The following is an 18,982-nucleotide window of genomic DNA, read 5'->3' as shown; positions in this document are numbered from 1 at the left end:
CAGAACAGCACCTACCATAGCGCCAGGTCAAATCACCCGGTTGATAAAAATAAGGAACAGCCATGAATAGCAACAAAACCGACGTTAACCTCGCGCAGGTAACCCTCCACCCCGCGGCTGAAAGCGACTTTGCCCAGTGGCTGCCGCTGTGGAAAAGCTACCAGACGTTTTATCGCGTCGACATCCCGGAAAGCATCACGCAGCTCACCTGGAAGCGCTTTTTCCATCCCACCGAGCCGATGTTCTGCGCAGTGGCAAAACAGGAAGGCAGGATAGTGGGTTTCGTACATTATCTCTTCCACCGCTCCACCTGGGCCGAAAGCGACTACTGCTATCTGGAGGACCTCTTCGTTGACCCGGCCGTTCGCGGTCAGCATATCGGCAAGCAGCTGATTGAGTATGTTCAGCTGCAGGCGCGCAAACGTCACGCAGCCAGCCTGTACTGGCACACGCATGAGACCAACCTTCGGGGCCAGCGTCTGTATAACTGGGTCGCGGAGAAAAGCGGCATGATTGAGTATCGTATGCGGGTGAAGTAGCCCCTGCGCAGGCGTAAAAAAACCTCGCCGCGGCGAGGTTTCGTCACTGACAGAGAACTTAGCGAGCGTTGACCACGACCCACATCGGGCCCTGGCCTACGGCATAGCGCCCTTTTTCCTGGAGCAGCCCCTGCTCGCCTTTGATTTCATACACCGCGATATGATGCGATTTCTGACCGGCGGCGATCAGATATTTGCCGCTATGATCGAGGTTAAAGCCGCGCGGCTGGGTCTCGGTATTCTGATAGCCTTCGATGGACAGCACGCTGCCGTCTTCCGAGACGCTGAAGATAGTGATAATGCTGGCGGTACGATCGCAGGCGTAGAGATGACGGCCATCCGGGGTCAGATGGATATCCGCCGCCCAGCGCACGCCGGCAAAATCAGGCGGCATCATGTCCAGCGTCTGCACGCATTCGATTTTTCCGTACGGATCTTTCAGCTCCCAGACGTCAACGGAGCTGTTCAGTTCGTTGACGCAGTAGCCGTATTGCTGATTCGGATGGAACACCATGTGACGCGGGCCCGCGCCTTCAACGGTGGTCACTTCAGCCGGCTCCTGCTCTGCGAGGAAACCGTCGTCGCTCAGGGTAAACAGGCAGATACGATCCTGCTTCAGCGCCGGTACCCACAGGGTGCGATTATCGGGAGAGATATTTGCCGAGTGGCAGCCTTCCAGACCTTCAACCACCGCCACCGCTTCTCGCGGCAGGCCGTCCACCAGCGGCGTAACGCTCACGCAGCCCGCGTTATAGGAAGCGCTGAACACAAAGCGCCCCTGACGATCGGTAGAAATATGCGTTGGGCTACCCGGCAGCGCGGCTTCGCCGGCGAAAGTCAGGGCGCCATTATCGGGCGCAATGCGGTAGGCCAGTACGCGAAACTCCGGACGCACGCCGACGTAGAGAAACTCTTTGTTCGGGCTCACCACCATCGGCTGCACCTGGCCCGGGGCATCAACAACCTGCACCAGGGTCAGTTTCCCCTCAAGATCCAGATCCCAGACGTGAATCTGCTGGCTTTCCGGGCTGGCGGTATAAACGGTTTGTTTCATGAATACTCCTTCCTCACTGCACGTGGAAATTTCATTTTTCAGACTAACGACACCCTGAAAAACACAATATGCATACACAACGCTCTTCAGGTTGCCTCCTGGCAGCCTGAAAGATCAAGTGTATCGGCTCTTTAGCGGTAGATGCTGAAAAGTTTGCCGGAATGGCACAGCGGTGTACCATCATAGCCTGCTAACTTTTCATCATTAACCGGAAACAACCCATGACCTCACGCGTGATTGCCCTCGATTTAGACGGCACGCTCTTAACCGGCAAAAAGACCATCCTCCCCGCCTCGCTCGATGCGCTGGCTCGCGCCAAAGACGCGGGATATCAGATCATCGTCGTCACCGGCCGACATCACGTCGCTATCCATCCTTTTTATCAGGCGCTGGCGCTGGATACACCTGCAATTTGCTGCAATGGCACTTATTTGTATGATTATCATGCAAAAAAGGTGCTTGAATCCGACCCGATGCCGGTAGATAAAGCCCTGAGCCTGACGGAAATGCTGAACGAGCATGATATTCACGGCCTGATGTACGTCGATGACGCCATGCTGTACGAGCAGCCGACCGGGCACGTTATCCGCACCGCCAACTGGGCGCAGTCGCTGCCCGTCGAGCAGCGACCGGTATTCACTCAGGTCGATTCTCTGGCGCAGGCGGCCCGCAAAGTTAACGCCGTGTGGAAATTCGCCCTGACCGATGAAGATACCGCCAAACTGCAGCGCTTTGCCCAACACGTTGGCCAGACGCTGGGTCTGGAGTGCGAATGGTCGTGGCACGATCAGGTGGATATTGCCCGGGAAGGCAACAGCAAAGGTAAACGCCTGGCGCAGTGGGTCGCGTCGCAGGGCCTGTCGATGCAGGATGTTATCGCCTTCGGCGACAACTATAACGACCTCAGCATGCTGGAAGCCGCCGGTACCGGCGTGGCGATGGGCAACGCGGTGGAAGAGGTCAAAGCGCGCGCCAACGTGGTGATCGGTGAAAATGAAACCACCAGCATCGCCGACTACATCTATCGCCACCTGCTGTAATCAGGCGGCTATCGACACGCTTTTTATCTGCGCATACAGCCGCTGGCCCGGGGTCACCCCCAGCTCATCGCGAGCCCAGGGGCTGATGCGCGCCCACAGGGTACGGCCGCTTATCTCCAGCCTGACCTCAACCTGCCCATGACTTTCAATACACTGCATGACCTGCGCGGGTAAAATATTGCGGATACTGGTTTGCTGAGCGGGCTGCAGTACCAGAGAAACGTCCGAGGCCTGAATGCGGATCCGCGCGCTTTCGCCCTGCGGCCTGTCAAGACGGTTAACCCATATCTGCCGATCCCCCAGCGCCAGCGCGGTCATGGCATACTGCGGATGCTGAGCGGCAACGGTCACGTTCAGGATCGTGCTTTGCTGCTCCTGGGGAAGCCAGGGGTGCATCACGCTGCTGCTCCACACCTCTTCCAGACAGCCAAAGGCTTTCACTTTCCCCTCTTCCAGCACCAGCACGTTATCCGCCAGATGCTGGATTTCATCCAAAGAGTGGCTGACGTACAGCATCGGGATCTTGATTTCGCGCGCCAGACGCTGCAGATAGGGCAACAGCTCGCGCTTGCGCGGAATATCCAGCGATGCCAGCGGCTCATCCAGCAGCAGCAGCTCCGGCGCGGTAAGCAGCGCCCGGCCAATCGCCACCCGCTGCTTCTCCCCACCGGAGAGGCCGCCCGGCAGGCGGTCAAGCAGCGGCGCAATGCCGAGCAGCGCCACTAGCTTGTCAAACTGCGCCGCCATAGACTTCGCCATGCCATATTGCAGATTGCCGCGCACTTTATAGTGCGGAAACAGGCGCGCGTCCTGAAAAACGTAGCCAATGCGGCGCTTTTCCGGCGCCAGGCAGATACCTTTATCAACGTCGTTCAGCACCCTGCCGTTGAGGACGATGCGCCCCTGCTGTGGGCGCGTCAGGCCGCTAATGGCGTTAATCAGCGAGGTTTTACCCGCGCCGGAGACGCCGAACACCGCCATAATGCCGCTGGCGGGAAGCGTCTCGCGAATTTGCAGACAGTGGGTACCCAGCGTCTGGGTAAAATCGAGCTCAAGCATGTTTATTTCCCCATCCGCTGACGGCTGAGGCGGGCCAGCCATTCGGAAATCAGCAGCGATACCAGCGCCAGCGCAATCGAAATCAAGCATAAACGCGCGGCCGCGCCTTCTCCCCCGGGGGTCTGGATCAGGGTATACATGGCCGAAGGGATGGTGCGCGTTTCGCCGGGAATATTGGAAACAAACGTGATGGTGGCGCCAAATTCGCCCAGCGAGCGGGCGAAAGCCAGCACGGTGCCAACGATAATGCCGGGTAGCGTCAACGGTAACGTAATAGTGAAAAACACCCGCCAGCGGCCAGCGCCGAGGGTACGCGCCGCCTGCTCGAGCTTGATGTCCACCCCTTCCAGCGCGAGGCGAATGGCCCGCACCATCAGCGGAAAGGACATCACCGCCGCCGCCAGTACCGCGCCGCGCCAGCTAAACGCGAAGCTCAGACCAAACCAGTCATACAGCCAGCTGCCGATAAAACCGCGTCGCCCCATCGCGATCAGCAAGAGATACCCTACCACCACCGGTGGCAATACCAGCGGCAGGTGGAGAATGCTATCGAGCAGCGCTTTACCGGGAAAATCTCGTCGCACCAGCAGCCAGGAGAAAAAGATGCCAAAAGGCAAGCTCAGTACCACCGCCAGGGAGGAGACTTTCAGGCTCAGCAGTACCGCCTGCCATTCAGGATCGCTTAAGAACATTAGTGGGTAGTAAATCCGTAACGTGTAAAGATGGCGGACGCTTCCGGCCCTTTTAAATAGTCATAAAACGCGCTGACCGTGGCATTTTTATGGCCGTCGACGATTGCCAGCGGATATTCCACTTTCTTATGCGAATCTTCCGGGAAGGTACCGACAACTTTTACCCCCTTGCTGGCGACCGCATCGGAGCCGTAAACGATCCCCAGCGGCGCTTCGCTGCGTTCAACCAGGGCCAGCGCGCCGCGCACGTCTTCTGCCGGCGCCAGCTTCGGCGACAGGGTTTCCCAGGCTCCCAGCTTTTGCAGCGCCTCTTTCGCATAGATGCCAGCAGGCACGTGTTCCGGGTCACCTACGGCCAGGCGGCCGCCTTTCAGCAGGCTGGTCCAGTCGGTTTTATCACTGATGTCTATCTCGTCCTGCGCGCTGGCTTTTGGCGCCACGACAACCAGGCTGTTACCGAGAAGGGTCGCGCGCGAGGCGGTATCAATGCTCTTTTTCTCGACCGCGTAATCCATCCATTTTTGATCGGCGGAGATAAACAGGTCCGCCGGCGCCCCCGCTTCAATCTGCCGTGCCAGGGTCGATGAAGAGGCAAATGAAGAAACCACCTCCACGCCCTTCTCTTTTTTATACTCTTTGGCGATATCCTGCATGGCGTTGGTGAGCGATGCCGCGGCAAAAACCGTCACTTTGCCCTCTTCCGCCAGCGCGTGGCCCGCAACGGAGAGCGTTAACGTTGCTCCGGCAAAAAAGCGTAACCATTGACCTGTCATCTGAATCTCCCGTCGGTTCGTTATGTAATAGACAATATAACGATAGCGCCAGGTTTTTCCCAGCGAAAATTAGGGGTAATCAGCGTTCGAAAAATGGAGAGGGGGAAGAAATAAGAACGCCCGGCAGAACCGGGCGCGGGGGAAATCAGTGATTTTGCGGTCTGCTGTCTTTATGACCGGCTCCGGAGAAGAGGTTAAACACTTCGCCCAGCCCGTAAATCAGGCCCAGAATGACCGCCATCACCACAGGGACCATGACTACGGCAAAAACCAGACTTTTCAATAGCTCTAACATGGTTGGCTCCAGAAAGTACGAATAGTTTATTGTAACCAATTCAGCCGGAAAAACACGCCCCATTTGTGCGGTGCCCCGCTGGCCACCGTGAGAGATGCATCTTGCAAGATGACCGCTATCGGTCACAATACCCTTTTTCATCAGGATATGATTATGCAGGCTGAAATTCTTCTTACCCTCAAATTACAGCAGCGCCTGTTCGCCGATCCTCGCCGTATCGCCCTGCTGAAACAGATTGAACAGACCGGCTCGATTAGCCAGGGGGCAAAAAACGCGGGCATTAGCTATAAAAGCGCCTGGGATGCGATTAATGAAATGAATCAGCTCAGCGAGCAGACCCTGGTTGACCGGGCGACCGGCGGCAAAGGCGGCGGCGGCGCGGTCCTCACCCGCTACGGGCAGCGGCTGATTCAGCTCTACGACCTGCTGGCGCAGATTCAGCAGAAAGCGTTCGATGTCCTGAGCGATGATGACGCCCTTCCCCTCGACAGCCTGCTGGCTGCCATTTCGCGATTCTCTCTGCAGACCAGCGCGCGCAACCAGTGGTTTGGCACCATTACCGGCCGCGACCATCAGCAGGTCCAGCAGCACGTTGACGTTCTGCTGGCCGACGGCCAAACCCGCTTTAAGGTCGCGATTACCGCCCAAAGCGCCGATCGTCTGGGCCTTGAGGAAGGCCAGGAGGTACTGGTGCTGCTGAAAGCGCCGTGGGTTGGCATTACTCAGGATGCCGCACAGGCGGAACGGGCCGACAACCAGCTGACCGGACGTATCAACCACATCGAACGCGGGCCGGAACAGTGTGAAGTGCTGATGGCGCTCCCGGATGGGCAGAGCCTTTGCGCCACCCTGCCGGTGGAACAGACGCGCGATCTGGCGGAAGGGGCGGAGGTGATAGCATATTTTAATGCCGATCGCATCATTCTTGCCACGTTGTGCTAACGGCATTGACATTGCGCTCGCGAAGACGTATCCCTGAAGCAAATCGCTGCAAAAAGTGGGATACACAATGTCATTGTTGCAAATTTCGCAAGGCACGTTTCGTCTTAGCGATACAAAAACGTTAAATATTGAACACCTCCGCGTGCAGGCTGGCGAGAGCTGGGCTTTCGTCGGCAGCAACGGCAGCGGGAAGTCGGCGCTTGCGCGGGCGCTCTCCGGCGAGCTGACCCTGCTAAGCGGGCAGCGTGAGTGCACCTTCTCGCGCATCACCCGTCTCTCTTTTGAGCAGCTGCAAAAGCTGGTCAGCGATGAGTGGCAGCGCAATAACACCGATTTGCTCAGCCCGGGAGAAGAAGACACCGGCCGCACGACGGCGGAAATTATCCAGGATGAGTTTAAAGACCCCTCCCGCTGCGCCCGCCTTGCTGAACAGTTTGCAATTAGCCACCTGCTCGAACGCCGTTTTAAATATCTCTCTACCGGCGAAACGCGCAAGACCCTGCTGTGCCAGGCGCTGATGGGCGATCCCGACCTGCTTATTCTTGATGAGCCGTTCGACGGTCTTGATGTCGCCTCGCGCCAGCAGCTCGCCGGGATGTTGGCCTCGCTGAACGGCGAAGGTATCACCCTGGTGCTGGTCCTCAATCGTTTTGACGAGATCCCGGCGTTCGTTCAGTATGCCGGGGTACTGGCGGACTGCGTGCTGAGCGAAACCGGCGAAAAGCAGGCCCTGCTGCAGCAGGCGCTTATTGCCCAGCTCGCGCACAGCGAAAAGCTTGACGGCATGACGCTGCCGGAGCCGGACGCACCGGCAGCGCGTCTTGCGCTGGACGCCGAAGCGCCGCTCATCGTGCTGAACGACGGCGTGGTTTCGTACAACGATCGTCCGATCATTAACCGCCTGAGCTGGACGGTGAACCCTGGCGAACACTGGCAGATAGTCGGCCCCAACGGCGCCGGTAAATCCACGCTGCTCAGCCTGATTACCGGCGACCATCCTCAGGGATACAGCAACGACCTGACCCTGTTTGGCCGCCGCCGCGGCAGCGGTGAAACCATCTGGGATATCAAAAAGCATATTGGCTACGTCAGCAGCAGCCTGCACCTTGAATACCGCGTCAGCACCAACGTGCGTAACGTGATTCTCTCCGGCTACTTCGACTCAATCGGCATCTATCAGGCCGTATCTGACAAGCAGCATAAGCTGGTGCAGAACTGGCTGGATATTCTGGGTATCGACAAACGCACCGCCGATGCGCCGTTCCATAGCCTCTCCTGGGGGCAGCAGCGGCTGGCGCTGATCGTCCGCGCCCTGGTCAAACATCCCACTCTGCTGATCCTTGACGAACCGCTGCAGGGGCTGGACCCGCTCAACCGCCAGCTGGTGCGCCGCTTCGTTGATGTGCTGATTGGCGAAGGGGCGACGCAGCTGCTGTTTGTCTCTCATCACGCCGAAGACGCCCCGGACTGTATCACCCACCGACTGGCCTTTGTGAGTAGTGGAGACGGTTACACTTACCAGCTGGATCCGCTGTAAAATTAAGCCTGTACAGGGGTCTGCTGATCCCTGTTTTTTCAGAATAATAGCTACCAGACATAACATCATCCTGTTTTTAAAACAAAAAAACTCAAATGGGCTGTTTAAAAATTTTAGTGTAAACGATTCCACCAATTTGGCCTGTGTCACACTTTTGGCTTCTTTGGTATGCTATCTTCTTCTCACACGATAAGCCTATTGGAGCGAATCATGAAAGTACTGGTTACAGGTGGTAGCGGTTACATTGGAAGTCACACCTGCGTTCAACTGCTACTGCAGGGACACGAAGTGATTATTCTCGACAATCTCTGCAACAGTAAGCGCAGCGTATTGCCAATCATTGAACGTCTCGGCGGGAAAAGCGCCACCTTTGTCGAAGGCGACATTCGTAACGAAGCGCTGATGACGGAAATTCTCCACGATCACGCCATTGAAGCGGTGATCCATTTCGCCGGCCTGAAAGCCGTCGGAGAATCCGTCGCTAAGCCGCTCGAGTACTACGACAACAACGTAACCGGCACACTGAAACTCGTTTCCGCCATGCGCGCCGCGGGCGTGAAAAACTTTATTTTCAGCTCCTCCGCGACCGTCTACGGCGACCAGCCCAAAATCCCTTACGTCGAAAGCTTCCCGACCGGTACGCCTCAGAGCCCTTACGGTAAAAGCAAGCTGATGGTTGAGCAGATCCTGACCGACCTGCAAAAAGCGCAGCCGGACTGGAGCATCGCGCTGCTGCGCTACTTCAATCCGGTCGGCGCGCATCCGTCGGGCGATATGGGGGAAGATCCGCAGGGTATTCCGAACAACCTGATGCCGTATATCGCGCAGGTCGCGGTTGGCCGCCGTGAATCGCTGGCGGTATTCGGCAACGACTACCCAACCGAAGATGGCACCGGCGTACGCGACTACATTCACGTGATGGACCTGGCAGACGGCCACGTCGCGGCGATGGAAAAACTGGCCGATAAAGCCGGCGTGCATATCTACAACCTTGGCGCAGGCGTCGGCAGCAGCGTGCTCGACGTGGTCAACGCATTTAGCAAAGCCTGCGGCAAACCGATTAACTACCACTTCGCACCGCGCCGCGAAGGCGACCTCCCGGCCTACTGGGCGGACGCTGAAAAGGCCGATCGCGAGCTGAACTGGCGCGTGACGCGCAACCTTGACGAAATGGCGCAGGACACCTGGCACTGGCAGTCCCGTCATCCGCAGGGTTATCCCGACTAAGGAACCTTCATGAGCGTATTTAACCCCGTCGACCATCCACATCGTCGTTATAACCCGTTAACCGGGCAGTGGATTCTGGTTTCTCCGCATCGCGCCAAGCGCCCCTGGCAGGGGGCGCAGGAAACGCCGGCAAAACAGACCTTGCCCGCGCACGACCCGGACTGTTTCCTGTGCCCGGGTAATACCCGCGTCACCGGCGACAAAAACCCGAACTACACCGGTACGTTTGTTTTTACCAATGACTTTGCGGCTTTGATGACCGATACCCCTGACGCCCCGGAAAGCGACGACCCGCTTATGCGCTGTCAGAGCGCCCGCGGTACCAGCCGGGTCATCTGCTTCTCGCCAGACCACAGCAAAACGCTGCCGGAACTGAGCGTGGAGGCGCTGGAAGGCGTGGTTAAAACGTGGCAGGAGCAGACCGCCGACCTCGGAAAAACCTACCCGTGGGTGCAGGTCTTTGAAAATAAAGGCGCGGCAATGGGCTGCTCCAACCCACATCCGCATGGCCAGGTGTGGGCAAACAGCTTTCTGCCTAACGAGGCGGAACGCGAAGATCGTCTGCAAAAAGCGTACTTCACCGGGCACGGCGCGCCGATGCTGGTGGATTACGCGCAGCGAGAATTAGCCGACGGTAGCCGCACCGTCGTCGAGACCGAACACTGGCTCGCGGTGGTCCCTTACTGGGCAGCGTGGCCCTTCGAGACGCTGCTGTTGCCGAAAGCGCACGTACAGCGCCTGACTGATTTAACCGATGACCAGCGCAGCGACCTCGCGCTGGCGCTGAAAAAGCTGACCAGCCGTTACGACAACCTGTTCCAGTGCTCATTCCCCTACTCTATGGGCTGGCACGGCGCGCCGTTTAACGATGAAGAGAATAATCACTGGCAGCTGCACGCGCATTTTTATCCGCCGCTGCTGCGCTCCGCGACGGTGCGTAAATTTATGGTCGGCTATGAAATGCTGGCTGAAACCCAGCGTGACCTGACGGCCGAGCAGGCCGCCGAACGTCTGCGCGCTGTGAGCGACGTCCATTTTCGCGAATCCGGAGTATAACCATGAGTCTGAAAGAGAAAACCCAAGCCCTGTTTGCTGAGAAATTTGGCTATCCGGCCAGCCATGTTATCCAGGCCCCTGGCCGCGTTAACCTGATCGGCGAGCATACCGACTATAACGATGGGTTCGTGCTGCCCTGCGCCATTGATTACCAGACGGTCATCGCCTGTGCGCCGCGCGACGATCGTACCGTGCGGGTGATTGCCGCCGATTACGACAATCAGACCGATGAATTCTCTCTCGACTCGCCGATTATCAGCCACGATGCCCAGCAGTGGTCAAACTATGTCCGCGGCGTGGTGAAGCATCTCCAGCAGCGGAATAACGCTTTCGGCGGCGCGGATCTGGTCATCAGCGGCAACGTGCCGCAGGGCGCGGGGTTAAGCTCTTCGGCTTCGCTGGAAGTCGCCGTCGGCACCGTGTTCCAGCAGCTGTACCATCTGCCGCTCGACGGCGCGCAAATCGCGCTGAACGGCCAGGAAGCGGAAAACCAGTTCGTCGGCTGCAACTGCGGCATTATGGACCAGCTGATCTCCGCGCTCGGTAAAAAAGATCACGCGCTGCTGATCGACTGCCGCTCCTTGGGGACCAAAGCGGTCTCGATGCCGAAAGGCGTCGCGGTGGTGATTATTAACAGTAACTTTAAACGCACTCTGGTCGGCAGCGAATACAACACTCGCCGCGAACAGTGTGAAACCGGCGCGCGTTTCTTCCAGCAGCCGGCCCTGCGCGACGTCACGTTGCAAGAGTTCAACGCCGTCGCCCACGAGCTTGACCCGGTGGTCGCCAAACGCGTTCGCCACGTGCTGACTGAAAACGCCCGTACCGTAGAAGCCGCTGCGGCGCTGGAAAAAGGCGACCTGCTGCGGATGGGCGAGCTGATGGCGGAATCCCACGCCTCCATGCGCGATGATTTTGAAATCACCGTCCCGCAGATTGATACCCTGGTGGACATCGTCAAGGCGGCCATCGGCGATAAAGGCGGCGTTCGCATGACCGGCGGCGGTTTCGGCGGCTGTATCGTCGCCCTGGTGCCGGAAGATCTGGTCGAGACCGTACAGCATGCCGTTGCCAAAGAGTATGAAGCGAAAACCGGTATCAAAGAGACCTTTTACGTCTGCAAACCGTCGCAGGGAGCTGGACAATGCTAAACCCAACAACGGAGCTGGCGCCGGACGGCCAGCCGTGGAATCTCCACACCCTGCGTAACGACGCAGGCATGACGGTCACCGTAATGGACTGGGGCGCGACGCTGCTCTCCGCGCGCGTGACGCTGGCCGACGGCAGCGTACGCGAAGCGCTGCTCGGCTGCGCGACCCCTGGCGACTATACGCGCCAGGCCGCCTATCTCGGCGCTTCCGTAGGCCGTTACGCGAACCGTATCGCCAACAGCCGCTTTTCCCTTGATGGCCGTAGCGTTAATCTGACGCCCTCCAACGAGGCCGGCCATCAGCTGCACGGCGGTCCTGAAGGTTTTGATAAGCGCCGCTGGCAGATTGTCAGCGCCGACGATCGTCACGCGCTGTTTTCACTCTCCTCCCACGATGGCGATCAGGGGTTCCCCGGCAATCTGACGGCTACGGCGCACTACCGCCTGACCGACGATAATCGTATCGCCATCGAGTATCGCGCCACCGTTGATCAGCCCTGCCCGGTAAACCTGACCAACCACGTCTATTTCAATCTTGATGGCGTGCAGAGCGACGTGCGTAGCCATAAGCTGCAAATCTTTGCCGATGCGTATCTGCCCGTTGAGAGCGATGGGATTCCGGGAGGCGATTTGCAAAACGTCACCCTGACCAGCTTCGATTTCCGCACGCCGAAGATGCTGGCGGACGATTTCCTGCGCGATGAAGACCAGCAAAAGGTCAAAGGTTACGACCACGCCTTTCTGCTCCAGGCGCTGGGCGATGCCAAAAGCCCGGCGGCTCACGTCTGGTCGCAGGACGAAAAGCTGCAGATGACGGTCTATACCTCCGCTCCGGCGCTGCAGTTCTACTCCGGCAACTATTTGGCCGGCACGCCGTCGCGCACCGCGCAGCCTTACGCTGACTGGCAAGGTCTGGCTCTGGAGAGCGAGTTCCTGCCGGATTCACCGAACCATCCGGAATGGCCGCAGCCGGACTGCGTACTGCGCCCCGGCGAAGAGTACGTCAGCCTGACGGAATATCAGTTTATTGCGAAATAATCCCCCCGCCCTCCTGATGGAGGGCTTTTTTTATCCTTTCGCTGAAAAATACGCCACTTACAGACAAAAACATAACCTCTGTTTTACAAGCACCTTACACTGAGCGACTATTTTCGCTATGGTTAGGGATAAGCATTGCCGTGAGGTAAGTCGCGGCAATATAATGAGAATAGTTATCAATCAATAAATATACACACTACAGATTTCGGGTCGCATCAAGGCGGCGAGAAAGATGACGTGTATTGAGGAGTAAGTGTATGGCTGTAACTAAGCTGGTACTCGTTCGTCACGGCGAAAGCCAATGGAACAACGAAAACCGTTTCACCGGTTGGTATGACGTTGACCTGTCTGAAAAAGGCGTGGGTGAAGCAAAAGCGGCCGGTAAGCTGCTGAAAGAAGAAGGCTTCAGCTTCGACTTTGCTTATACCTCTGTGCTGAAACGTGCCATCCACACCCTGTGGAACGTGCTGGACGAACTGGATCAGGCCTGGCTGCCGGTAGAAAAGTCCTGGAAACTGAACGAGCGTCACTACGGTGCGCTGCAGGGCCTCAACAAAGCGGAAACCGCTGAAAAATACGGTGACGAGCAGGTTAAGCAGTGGCGTCGCGGCTTTGCGGTAACGCCGCCGGAGCTGACCAAAGACGACGAGCGCTACCCGGGTCACGATCCGCGCTATGCAAAACTGACCGACGCTGAGCTGCCTACCACCGAGAGCCTGGCGCTGACCATCGACCGCGTCGTACCGTACTGGAATGAAACCATTCTGCCGCGTCTGAAAAGCGGTGAGCGCGTGATTATCGCCGCTCACGGTAACTCCCTGCGCGCGCTGGTGAAATACCTCGACAACATGGGCGAAGCAGAGATCCTCGAACTGAACATCCCGACCGGCGTACCGCTGGTGTATGAGTTCGACGAGAACTTCAAGCCTATTAAACATTACTATCTGGGTAACGCCGACGAGATTGCCGCGAAAGCCGCTGCCGTAGCGAACCAGGGTAAAGCGAAGTAATTTTCGCGGGATGTAAAAAAAGCGTGGAGCCCTCCACGCTTTTTTATTTTGAGACTCGCCGTAAAACCTAACCGCGGCGCGCTTTTACCGCATTCGCCAGCTGGCGAAGCAGCGTATCGGTATCTTCCCACCCGATACAGGCATCAGTAATGCTTTTACCGTAGGCCAGCGGCTCACCGCTGTCGAGGCTCTGATTGCCTTCCACCAGATGGCTTTCGATCATCACGCCCATAATCGCCCGCTCGCCGCCGGCAACCTGCTGGCATACGTCTGTGCCGACATCCATCTGCTTTTTAAACTGTTTGCTGGAGTTGGCATGGCTGAAATCGATCATGATCTGAGCGGGCAGGCCTGCTTTCGCCAGACCCACCTTCACTTCTGCCACGTGCTGCGCGCTGTAGTTCGGCTCTTTACCGCCGCGCAGGATAATATGGCAATCGCTATTGCCGCTGGTGTTCACAATCGCCGAATGTCCCCATTTGGTCACCGACAGGAAACAGTGCGGCGCACCGGCGGCATTGATGGCGTCGATAGCGACTTTAATGGTGCCATCTGTGCCGTTTTTAAAGCCTACCGGGCAGGAGAGGCCGGAAGAGAGTTCGCGGTGCACCTGTGACTCGGTGGTACGCGCGCCAATCGCGCCCCAGCTCATCAGGTCGGCAAGATACTGCGGGGTGATCATATCGAGGAACTCCCCGGCCGCTGGCAGTCCGCTGTCGTTAATATCAAGCAGCAGCTTGCGTGCGATCCGCAGACCATCGTTGATGCGGAAGCTGTTATCCATATGCGGATCGTTGATCAGCCCTTTCCAGCCCACGGTGGTGCGCGGTTTTTCAAAATACACGCGCATCACGATTTCCAGCTCGCCTTTAAGCTCTTCGCGAAGCGCGAGCAGACGCTCGGCATACTCTTTTGCCGCCGCCGGATCGTGAATGGAGCATGGACCAATCACGACCAGCAGCCGATCGTCATGACCTTTCAGGATCTGGTGGATCGCTTTGCGCGCATGCGCAACGGTGTTGGCGGCGTTTTCGGTAGCGGGGAATTTTTCCAGGAGCGCAACGGGAGGTAATAATTCGTTGATCTCTTTAATGCGTAAATCGTCGTTCTGATAATTCATCTTATTTCCAGCGTTGCCATACTTATCTAGTTAAATGCAATCCCTCCAATCTATCTCTTCACTCAAAAAGTGTAAACGTGATTTTACACTAGCGGCAGAATATTCCTGGAAATAGGCTAAAAAACGCCATAAAGTCGCGGAATAGTGGCCACAAGCTATAATTTTTAACTGTTAGAACTTAATTTTCTTTAGCATTCAGCATTATATATTAATGCCGCTCGCTAACAGCGAAGCTTTAACCACAACGAGTAGAACCTCCGGCAATGCACTGTTGGAAGAGGTAATTCGGTAAATCGATATAACAGGAGCATCCAATGAAAATGAACAAGCTAACCAGTCTTCTCCTCGCAGCAACCCTGGGCCTGGCCAGCGGCGCGGCGCTGGCCGCCGATACCGGCGCGCAGTCGAACAACGGGCAGGCCAATTCGGCAGCCGACGCGGGTCAGGTTGCCCCCGACGCGCGTGAAAACGTGGCGCCAAACAACGTGGACAACGGTAAAATTAACGCTGGTTCCACCGATACCGGCGGCACCATGCTCCACCCCAACGGCTCGACCATGAACCACGACGGGATGTCGAGCGATGAAGTTCACAAAAACTCAATGTGCAAAGATGGCCGCTGCCCGGATACCGATAAAAAGGTCGGCCAGGACGAGGCGACGAAAACCGACGGTACCACCCAATAATCTGCGCGGTATCCGCCCGGAAGGAGAGCTAAGGCTCTCCTTTTTTCATTTTATTCACCCCAAGAGGTGAATCATGTCATAAAGTAATCATCAAAATAATAATGTAGGGATGGCACCATGGGGCAATCACACTCGCATAATTCTCCGCAATCCACCGAAGATAATAATGCCCGTCGGCTGCTGCTGGCGTTCTGCGTCACGGCCGGATTCATGTTGGTTGAGGTTGCAGGCGGACTTATTTCAGGTTCGCTGGCGCTGCTGGCCGATGCCGGGCATATGCTGACGGACGCCGCAGCGCTGCTGTTCGCCTTTCTGGCCGTGCGTTTCGCCAGTCGCCCGCCTAATGCTCAACACACCTTTGGCTGGCTGCGGCTGACCACGCTGGCGGCCTTTCTCAATGCTATCGCCCTGGTGGTCATTACGATATTAATCGTCTGGGAGGCCGTTCAGCGTTTTCATCATCCGCAACCGGTAGCCGGTAAAACCATGATGATCATCGCCGTTGCCGGCCTGCTGGCCAATATTCTGGCCTTCTGGATCCTCCATCGCGGCAGTGAAGAGCGTAACCTCAACGTGCGGGCCGCCGCTCTGCATGTGCTGGGAGATCTACTCGGTTCGGTTGGGGCCATTATTGCCGCAATCGTGATCATCACCACCGGCTGGACGCCTATCGATCCTATTCTGTCCGTGCTGGTATCGTGCCTGGTTCTGCGCAGCGCATGGCGTTTGCTGCAGGAGAGCGTTAATGAGCTGCTGGAGGGCGCGCCGCGTTCGCTTGACGTCGACGCCTTAAAGCGCGATTTGCGCCGCTCAATACCTGAAGTTCGCGACGTACACCACGTTCATGCGTGGCTGGTAGGAGAAAAAACGGTGATGACGCTGCACGTGCAGGTGGTACCGCCGCACGATCACGACGGCCTGCTTGAACGAATCCAGGGCTTCTTACAGCATAAGTATGAGATTGAACACATTACGGTTCAGATGGAGTATCAGCCCTGCAGCGGCCCGGAGTGCCGTCTGAACATGACGCACGCCGGGCATGGACATCATCATCACCATTAGCGGGAAAACGCGTGAGAGCCGCGCTCACGCGCGCTGTTAATCCACATACGGCTGCCGTTGAGGGCGATGAAGGTCAGCAGCAGATATTCGAGCGACATCGCATAAACGCCCTGCAGGGCGAAAATAACCACGCTGATGACGTTGATAATCACCCACAGCAGCCAGTTTTCGACGTATTTGCGCGTCATCAGGATCATCGCCGCAACCGAGAGAACCATCATGCAGGAGTCCCAGAACGGGAACGCGTCTGGCTGCAGCGCCGGCATAGCAACCTGCAGGCCCAGGGTGTGCATCAGCGCGACGGCAATCCTGGTCAGAAACGCAAAAACCGGATCGATAAATACCGTCATCAGGCCAATCGCCACCACGCAGGCCGCCAGCCAGCCTAACGCTTTCGGCAGCGGCAGCCAGCGGATTTGCAGTTCCGCCTGGTTATCGCTGGTTTGTCGTGACCAGGCGTACCAGCCGTAGACGTTGGCCGCGAAGAAAAAGATCTGCAGCAGAAGGCTGGCGTAGAGCTGGATCTGAAAGAAGATAATGGCAAACAGCGTGACGTTGATCAGCCCAAAGGCATAGTTGGCAATCTTCTCCAGGCTCGCCAGCCAGATGCACAGCAATCCTGCGACGGTGCCGACAGCTTCAATCCACGACAGGTCATATCCTCCGGCGCCAATGGGTATATGCACTAATATGTTCTGCGTACTAAAAAAATCCATCTTATCCCCAGAGCGTTCTGTAACGCAGTAATGAGCTATCCCCGAAGTGTAGCCGCTAAATCGAGCATTCTGTTTAGCGGAATCAGCGCCCCGGTTCGCAGCTGTTCATCAACGTGAATTTCATGTTCAACGCCTCCCTTTTCCAGCCCTTCCGCAATCGCCTGCAGGCCGTTCATCGCCATCCACGGACAGTGGGCGCAGCTGCGACAGGTTGCCCCTTCGCCTGCCGTAGGCGCTTCCAGCAGCTCTTTTTCCGGTACCGCCTGCTGCATTTTGTAGAAAATGCCGCGGTCGGTGGCGACGATGAGCTGCTTGTGCGGCAGCGTCTTAGCGGCATTGATCAACTGGCTGGTTGACCCCACCGCGTCAGCCATATCGACAATCGCCTGCGGTGATTCCGGGTGAACCAGCACCGCGGCCTGCGGATAAAGCGCCCGCATTCTCGCCAGCGCTTGAGTTTTGAATTCATCATGAACGATGCAGGCGCCCTGCCAGCACAGTACGTCGGCGCCGGTCTGTTTCTGCACATAGCTACCTAAATGGCGGTCCGGCGCCCAGATGATTTTTTCACCCATGCTATCAAGATGCTCAATGAGTTCCACGGCGATGCTCGACGTCACAACCCAGTCGGCGCGCGCCTTTACCGCCGCTGAAGTGTTGGCGTAGACCACGACCGTACGATCCGGATGCGCATCGCAGAAAGCGCTAAACTCCTCGATCGGGCAGCCCAGATCGAGCGAGCACTCCGCGTGGAGCGTGGGCATCAGGATGGTTTTTTCCGGGCTGAGGATTTTCGCCGTTTCTCCCATAAAGCGCACGCCGGCAACCAACAGCGTCGAGGCAGAATGTCGGGCGCCGAAGCGCGCCATCTCCAGAGAATCGGAGATACAGCCGCCGGTCTCTTCGGCCAGCTGCTGAATTTCAGGGTCGGTATAGTAATGGGCCACCATCACCGCATCGCGCTCGCGCAGCAGGCGTTTAATTTTTTCGCGATAAAAGTGCTTCTCATCGCGGTTTAACGGCATGGGCTTCGGAGGAAAAGGATAAATCGCCGCTTCCGGGTCAAACATTACGCTCATCTTGCAGTCTCGTTTCACTGGCTTAACTTTCAGACCGTAATAATGCCTGAAGAAAGGTATTAACCGGTCGTGGTGTTTTATATGCTAAACAAGATAGCCGATTGTGCAGAAAATGTCGTGAGGAATTTTTCCCACAGAGAGCATTTCCCGGAGGCGATGCTGCGCATCTGTCCAGGCTGCCAAACCTGCAGAACGCACGAATCTGTAGCCCGGGCAAAGCGCGTCAAGCGCCGCCCCCGGGATGAAGCCACGCAAAGGCATCAGGCCGTCACATTTCCCGGAGGCGATGCTGCGCATCTGTCCGGGCTGCTAAACCTGCAAAACGCTCGAATCTGTAGCCCGGGCAAGGCGCGTCAAGCGCCGCCCCCGGGACGAAGCCACGCAAAGGCATCAGGCCCGGCACATTTCCCGGAGGCGATGCTACGCATCTGTCCGGGCTACTGGCCTGTGCCAATTGTAGCCACGGTAAACGCAGCGCGACGGTAGAATAACGCAGCATTAAGGTATTGCGGATTGTTGTGATTTTCGAGGAAATGGCAGATAGCAAAAAAGCGCCTTTAGGGCGCTTTTTTACATTGGTGGGTCGTGCAGGATGACTCGCTTCGCTCGCCCTACGGGCCGTTGCTGACGCAACGTTATCCTTCACGCTTAACATCTGAGTTTGATGTTAAATTGGTGGGTCGTGCAGGATTCGAACCTGCGACCAATTGATTAAAAGTCAACTGCTCTACCAACTGAGCTAACGACCCCTTGCGGGTTTACTGCTAACTGGAACGATTCAGGATGGTGGGTCGTGCAGGATGACTCGCTTTCGCTCGCCCTACGGGCCGTTGCTGACGCAACGTTATCCTTCACGCTTAACATCTGAGTTTGATGTTAAATTGGTGGGTCGTGCAGGATTCGAACC

Annotated in this window: 19 protein-coding genes and 1 tRNA gene; 11 read left to right on the top strand and 9 right to left on the bottom strand. The window is 57.1% G+C overall.

Features of this window, described 5'->3' with window-relative positions; all coding sequences use genetic code 11:
• Window positions 1–62 precede the first annotated feature (62 nt).
• Window positions 63–539, top strand: coding sequence for a GNAT family N-acetyltransferase (locus CDA56_RS22170; protein ID WP_038424232.1), 477 nt, complete (start codon window positions 63–65; stop codon window positions 537–539).
• A gap of 58 nt (window positions 540–597) precedes the next feature.
• Here the strand turns inward: CDA56_RS22170 and pgl are convergent, their stop codons facing one another.
• Window positions 598–1,593, bottom strand: a complete 996-nt coding sequence (gene pgl / locus CDA56_RS22165; RefSeq protein ID WP_014228470.1) for a 6-phosphogluconolactonase — start codon at window positions 1,591–1,593, stop codon at window positions 598–600.
• A 221-nt stretch (window positions 1,594–1,814) separates the two neighbouring features.
• Here pgl and CDA56_RS22160 point away from each other — a divergent pair, with 221 nt between their 5' ends.
• Window positions 1,815–2,633: a pyridoxal phosphatase gene (locus tag CDA56_RS22160; protein WP_103814157.1), complete on the top strand. Its 819-nt coding sequence runs from the start codon at window positions 1,815–1,817 to the stop codon at window positions 2,631–2,633.
• Here CDA56_RS22160 and modC read toward each other — a convergent pair whose 3' ends face one another.
• The 4 genes from modC to CDA56_RS22140 all read right to left on the bottom strand — a co-directional run bounded on the left by modC (window position 2,634) and on the right by CDA56_RS22140 (window position 5,452).
• The gene (gene modC / locus CDA56_RS22155; protein ID WP_103814155.1) at window positions 2,634–3,692 is read right to left on the bottom strand and encodes a molybdenum ABC transporter ATP-binding protein ModC; all 1,059 of its coding nucleotides are present in this window, start codon (window positions 3,690–3,692) and stop codon (window positions 2,634–2,636) included.
• Between the two features lie 2 nt (window positions 3,693–3,694).
• Entirely contained in the window at window positions 3,695–4,384 is a 690-nt protein-coding gene (gene modB, locus CDA56_RS22150; protein ID WP_004848997.1) for a molybdate ABC transporter permease subunit, read from the bottom strand.
• Window positions 4,384–5,157, bottom strand: coding sequence for a molybdate ABC transporter substrate-binding protein (gene modA, locus CDA56_RS22145; protein WP_103814152.1), 774 nt, complete (start codon window positions 5,155–5,157; stop codon window positions 4,384–4,386). Before modA ends, modB begins: the two co-directional genes overlap by 1 nt.
• 145 nt (window positions 5,158–5,302) lie before the next feature.
• Window positions 5,303–5,452: an AcrZ family multidrug efflux pump-associated protein gene (locus CDA56_RS22140; protein WP_004848993.1), complete on the bottom strand. Its 150-nt coding sequence runs from the start codon at window positions 5,450–5,452 to the stop codon at window positions 5,303–5,305.
• Between the two features lie 153 nt (window positions 5,453–5,605).
• Here CDA56_RS22140 and modE point away from each other — a divergent pair, with 153 nt between their 5' ends.
• From modE to gpmA, 7 genes are all read left to right on the top strand, one after another.
• A complete protein-coding gene (gene modE / locus CDA56_RS22135; protein ID WP_103814168.1) occupies window positions 5,606–6,394 on the top strand; it encodes a molybdenum-dependent transcriptional regulator in 789 nt (262 codons plus the stop codon).
• A gap of 67 nt (window positions 6,395–6,461) precedes the next feature.
• Window positions 6,462–7,931, top strand: coding sequence for a molybdate ABC transporter ATP-binding protein ModF (gene modF, locus CDA56_RS22130; RefSeq protein ID WP_103814150.1), 1,470 nt, complete (start codon window positions 6,462–6,464; stop codon window positions 7,929–7,931).
• 210 nt (window positions 7,932–8,141) lie between these two features.
• Window positions 8,142–9,158 (top strand): UDP-glucose 4-epimerase GalE, encoded by a 1,017-nt coding sequence (galE, locus tag CDA56_RS22125; RefSeq protein WP_004130603.1) that lies wholly within the window; start codon window positions 8,142–8,144, stop codon window positions 9,156–9,158.
• Window positions 9,159–9,167: 9 nt separating this feature from the next.
• On the top strand, window positions 9,168–10,214 hold the full coding sequence (gene galT / locus CDA56_RS22120; RefSeq protein WP_049079124.1) for a galactose-1-phosphate uridylyltransferase: 1,047 nt from the start codon (window positions 9,168–9,170) through the stop codon (window positions 10,212–10,214).
• A gap of 2 nt (window positions 10,215–10,216) precedes the next feature.
• The gene (gene galK / locus CDA56_RS22115) at window positions 10,217–11,365 is read left to right on the top strand and encodes a galactokinase (protein WP_103814148.1); all 1,149 of its coding nucleotides are present in this window, start codon (window positions 10,217–10,219) and stop codon (window positions 11,363–11,365) included.
• Window positions 11,359–12,402 carry a galactose-1-epimerase gene (gene galM / locus CDA56_RS22110; protein ID WP_103814146.1) on the top strand — a complete coding sequence of 348 codons (1,044 nt, stop codon included), beginning with the start codon at window positions 11,359–11,361 and terminating at the stop codon, window positions 12,400–12,402. The genes galK and galM overlap by 7 nt, the downstream gene beginning before the upstream one ends.
• 257 nt (window positions 12,403–12,659) lie before the next feature.
• On the top strand, window positions 12,660–13,412 hold the full coding sequence (gpmA, locus tag CDA56_RS22105; RefSeq protein ID WP_004100351.1) for a 2,3-diphosphoglycerate-dependent phosphoglycerate mutase: 753 nt from the start codon (window positions 12,660–12,662) through the stop codon (window positions 13,410–13,412).
• Between the two features lie 67 nt (window positions 13,413–13,479).
• Here gpmA and aroG read toward each other — a convergent pair whose 3' ends face one another.
• Window positions 13,480–14,532, bottom strand: coding sequence for a 3-deoxy-7-phosphoheptulonate synthase AroG (gene aroG, locus CDA56_RS22100; protein WP_014228462.1), 1,053 nt, complete (start codon window positions 14,530–14,532; stop codon window positions 13,480–13,482).
• Window positions 14,533–14,846: 314 nt separating this feature from the next.
• Between aroG and CDA56_RS22095 the strand changes: the two genes are divergently transcribed.
• A complete protein-coding gene (locus tag CDA56_RS22095) occupies window positions 14,847–15,218 on the top strand; it encodes a YbgS-like family protein (protein WP_025108131.1) in 372 nt (123 codons plus the stop codon).
• Window positions 15,219–15,335: 117 nt separating this feature from the next.
• Complete coding sequence (zitB, locus tag CDA56_RS22090; RefSeq protein ID WP_103814144.1) at window positions 15,336–16,280, top strand: CDF family zinc transporter ZitB; 945 nt, start codon at window positions 15,336–15,338, stop codon at window positions 16,278–16,280.
• Here zitB and pnuC read toward each other — a convergent pair.
• From pnuC to CDA56_RS22070, 3 genes are all read right to left on the bottom strand, one after another.
• Window positions 16,277–16,996 (bottom strand): nicotinamide riboside transporter PnuC, encoded by a 720-nt coding sequence (gene pnuC / locus CDA56_RS22085; RefSeq protein ID WP_014228459.1) that lies wholly within the window; start codon window positions 16,994–16,996, stop codon window positions 16,277–16,279. The genes zitB and pnuC overlap by 4 nt on opposite strands.
• Before the next feature lie 35 nt (window positions 16,997–17,031).
• Window positions 17,032–18,075 carry a quinolinate synthase NadA gene (nadA, locus tag CDA56_RS22080; RefSeq protein WP_103814142.1) on the bottom strand — a complete coding sequence of 348 codons (1,044 nt, stop codon included), beginning with the start codon at window positions 18,073–18,075 and terminating at the stop codon, window positions 17,032–17,034.
• 673 nt (window positions 18,076–18,748) lie between these two features.
• Window positions 18,749–18,824, bottom strand: a tRNA-Lys gene (locus tag CDA56_RS22070).
• Window positions 18,825–18,982 lie beyond the last annotated feature (158 nt).

The sequence above is a fragment of the Klebsiella michiganensis genome (assembly GCF_002925905.1).
GTDB lineage: Bacteria > Pseudomonadota > Gammaproteobacteria > Enterobacterales > Enterobacteriaceae > Klebsiella > Klebsiella michiganensis.
Note: the sequence above shows the minus strand (reverse complement) of the source record. Positions and strands in the feature narration are given on the sequence as shown.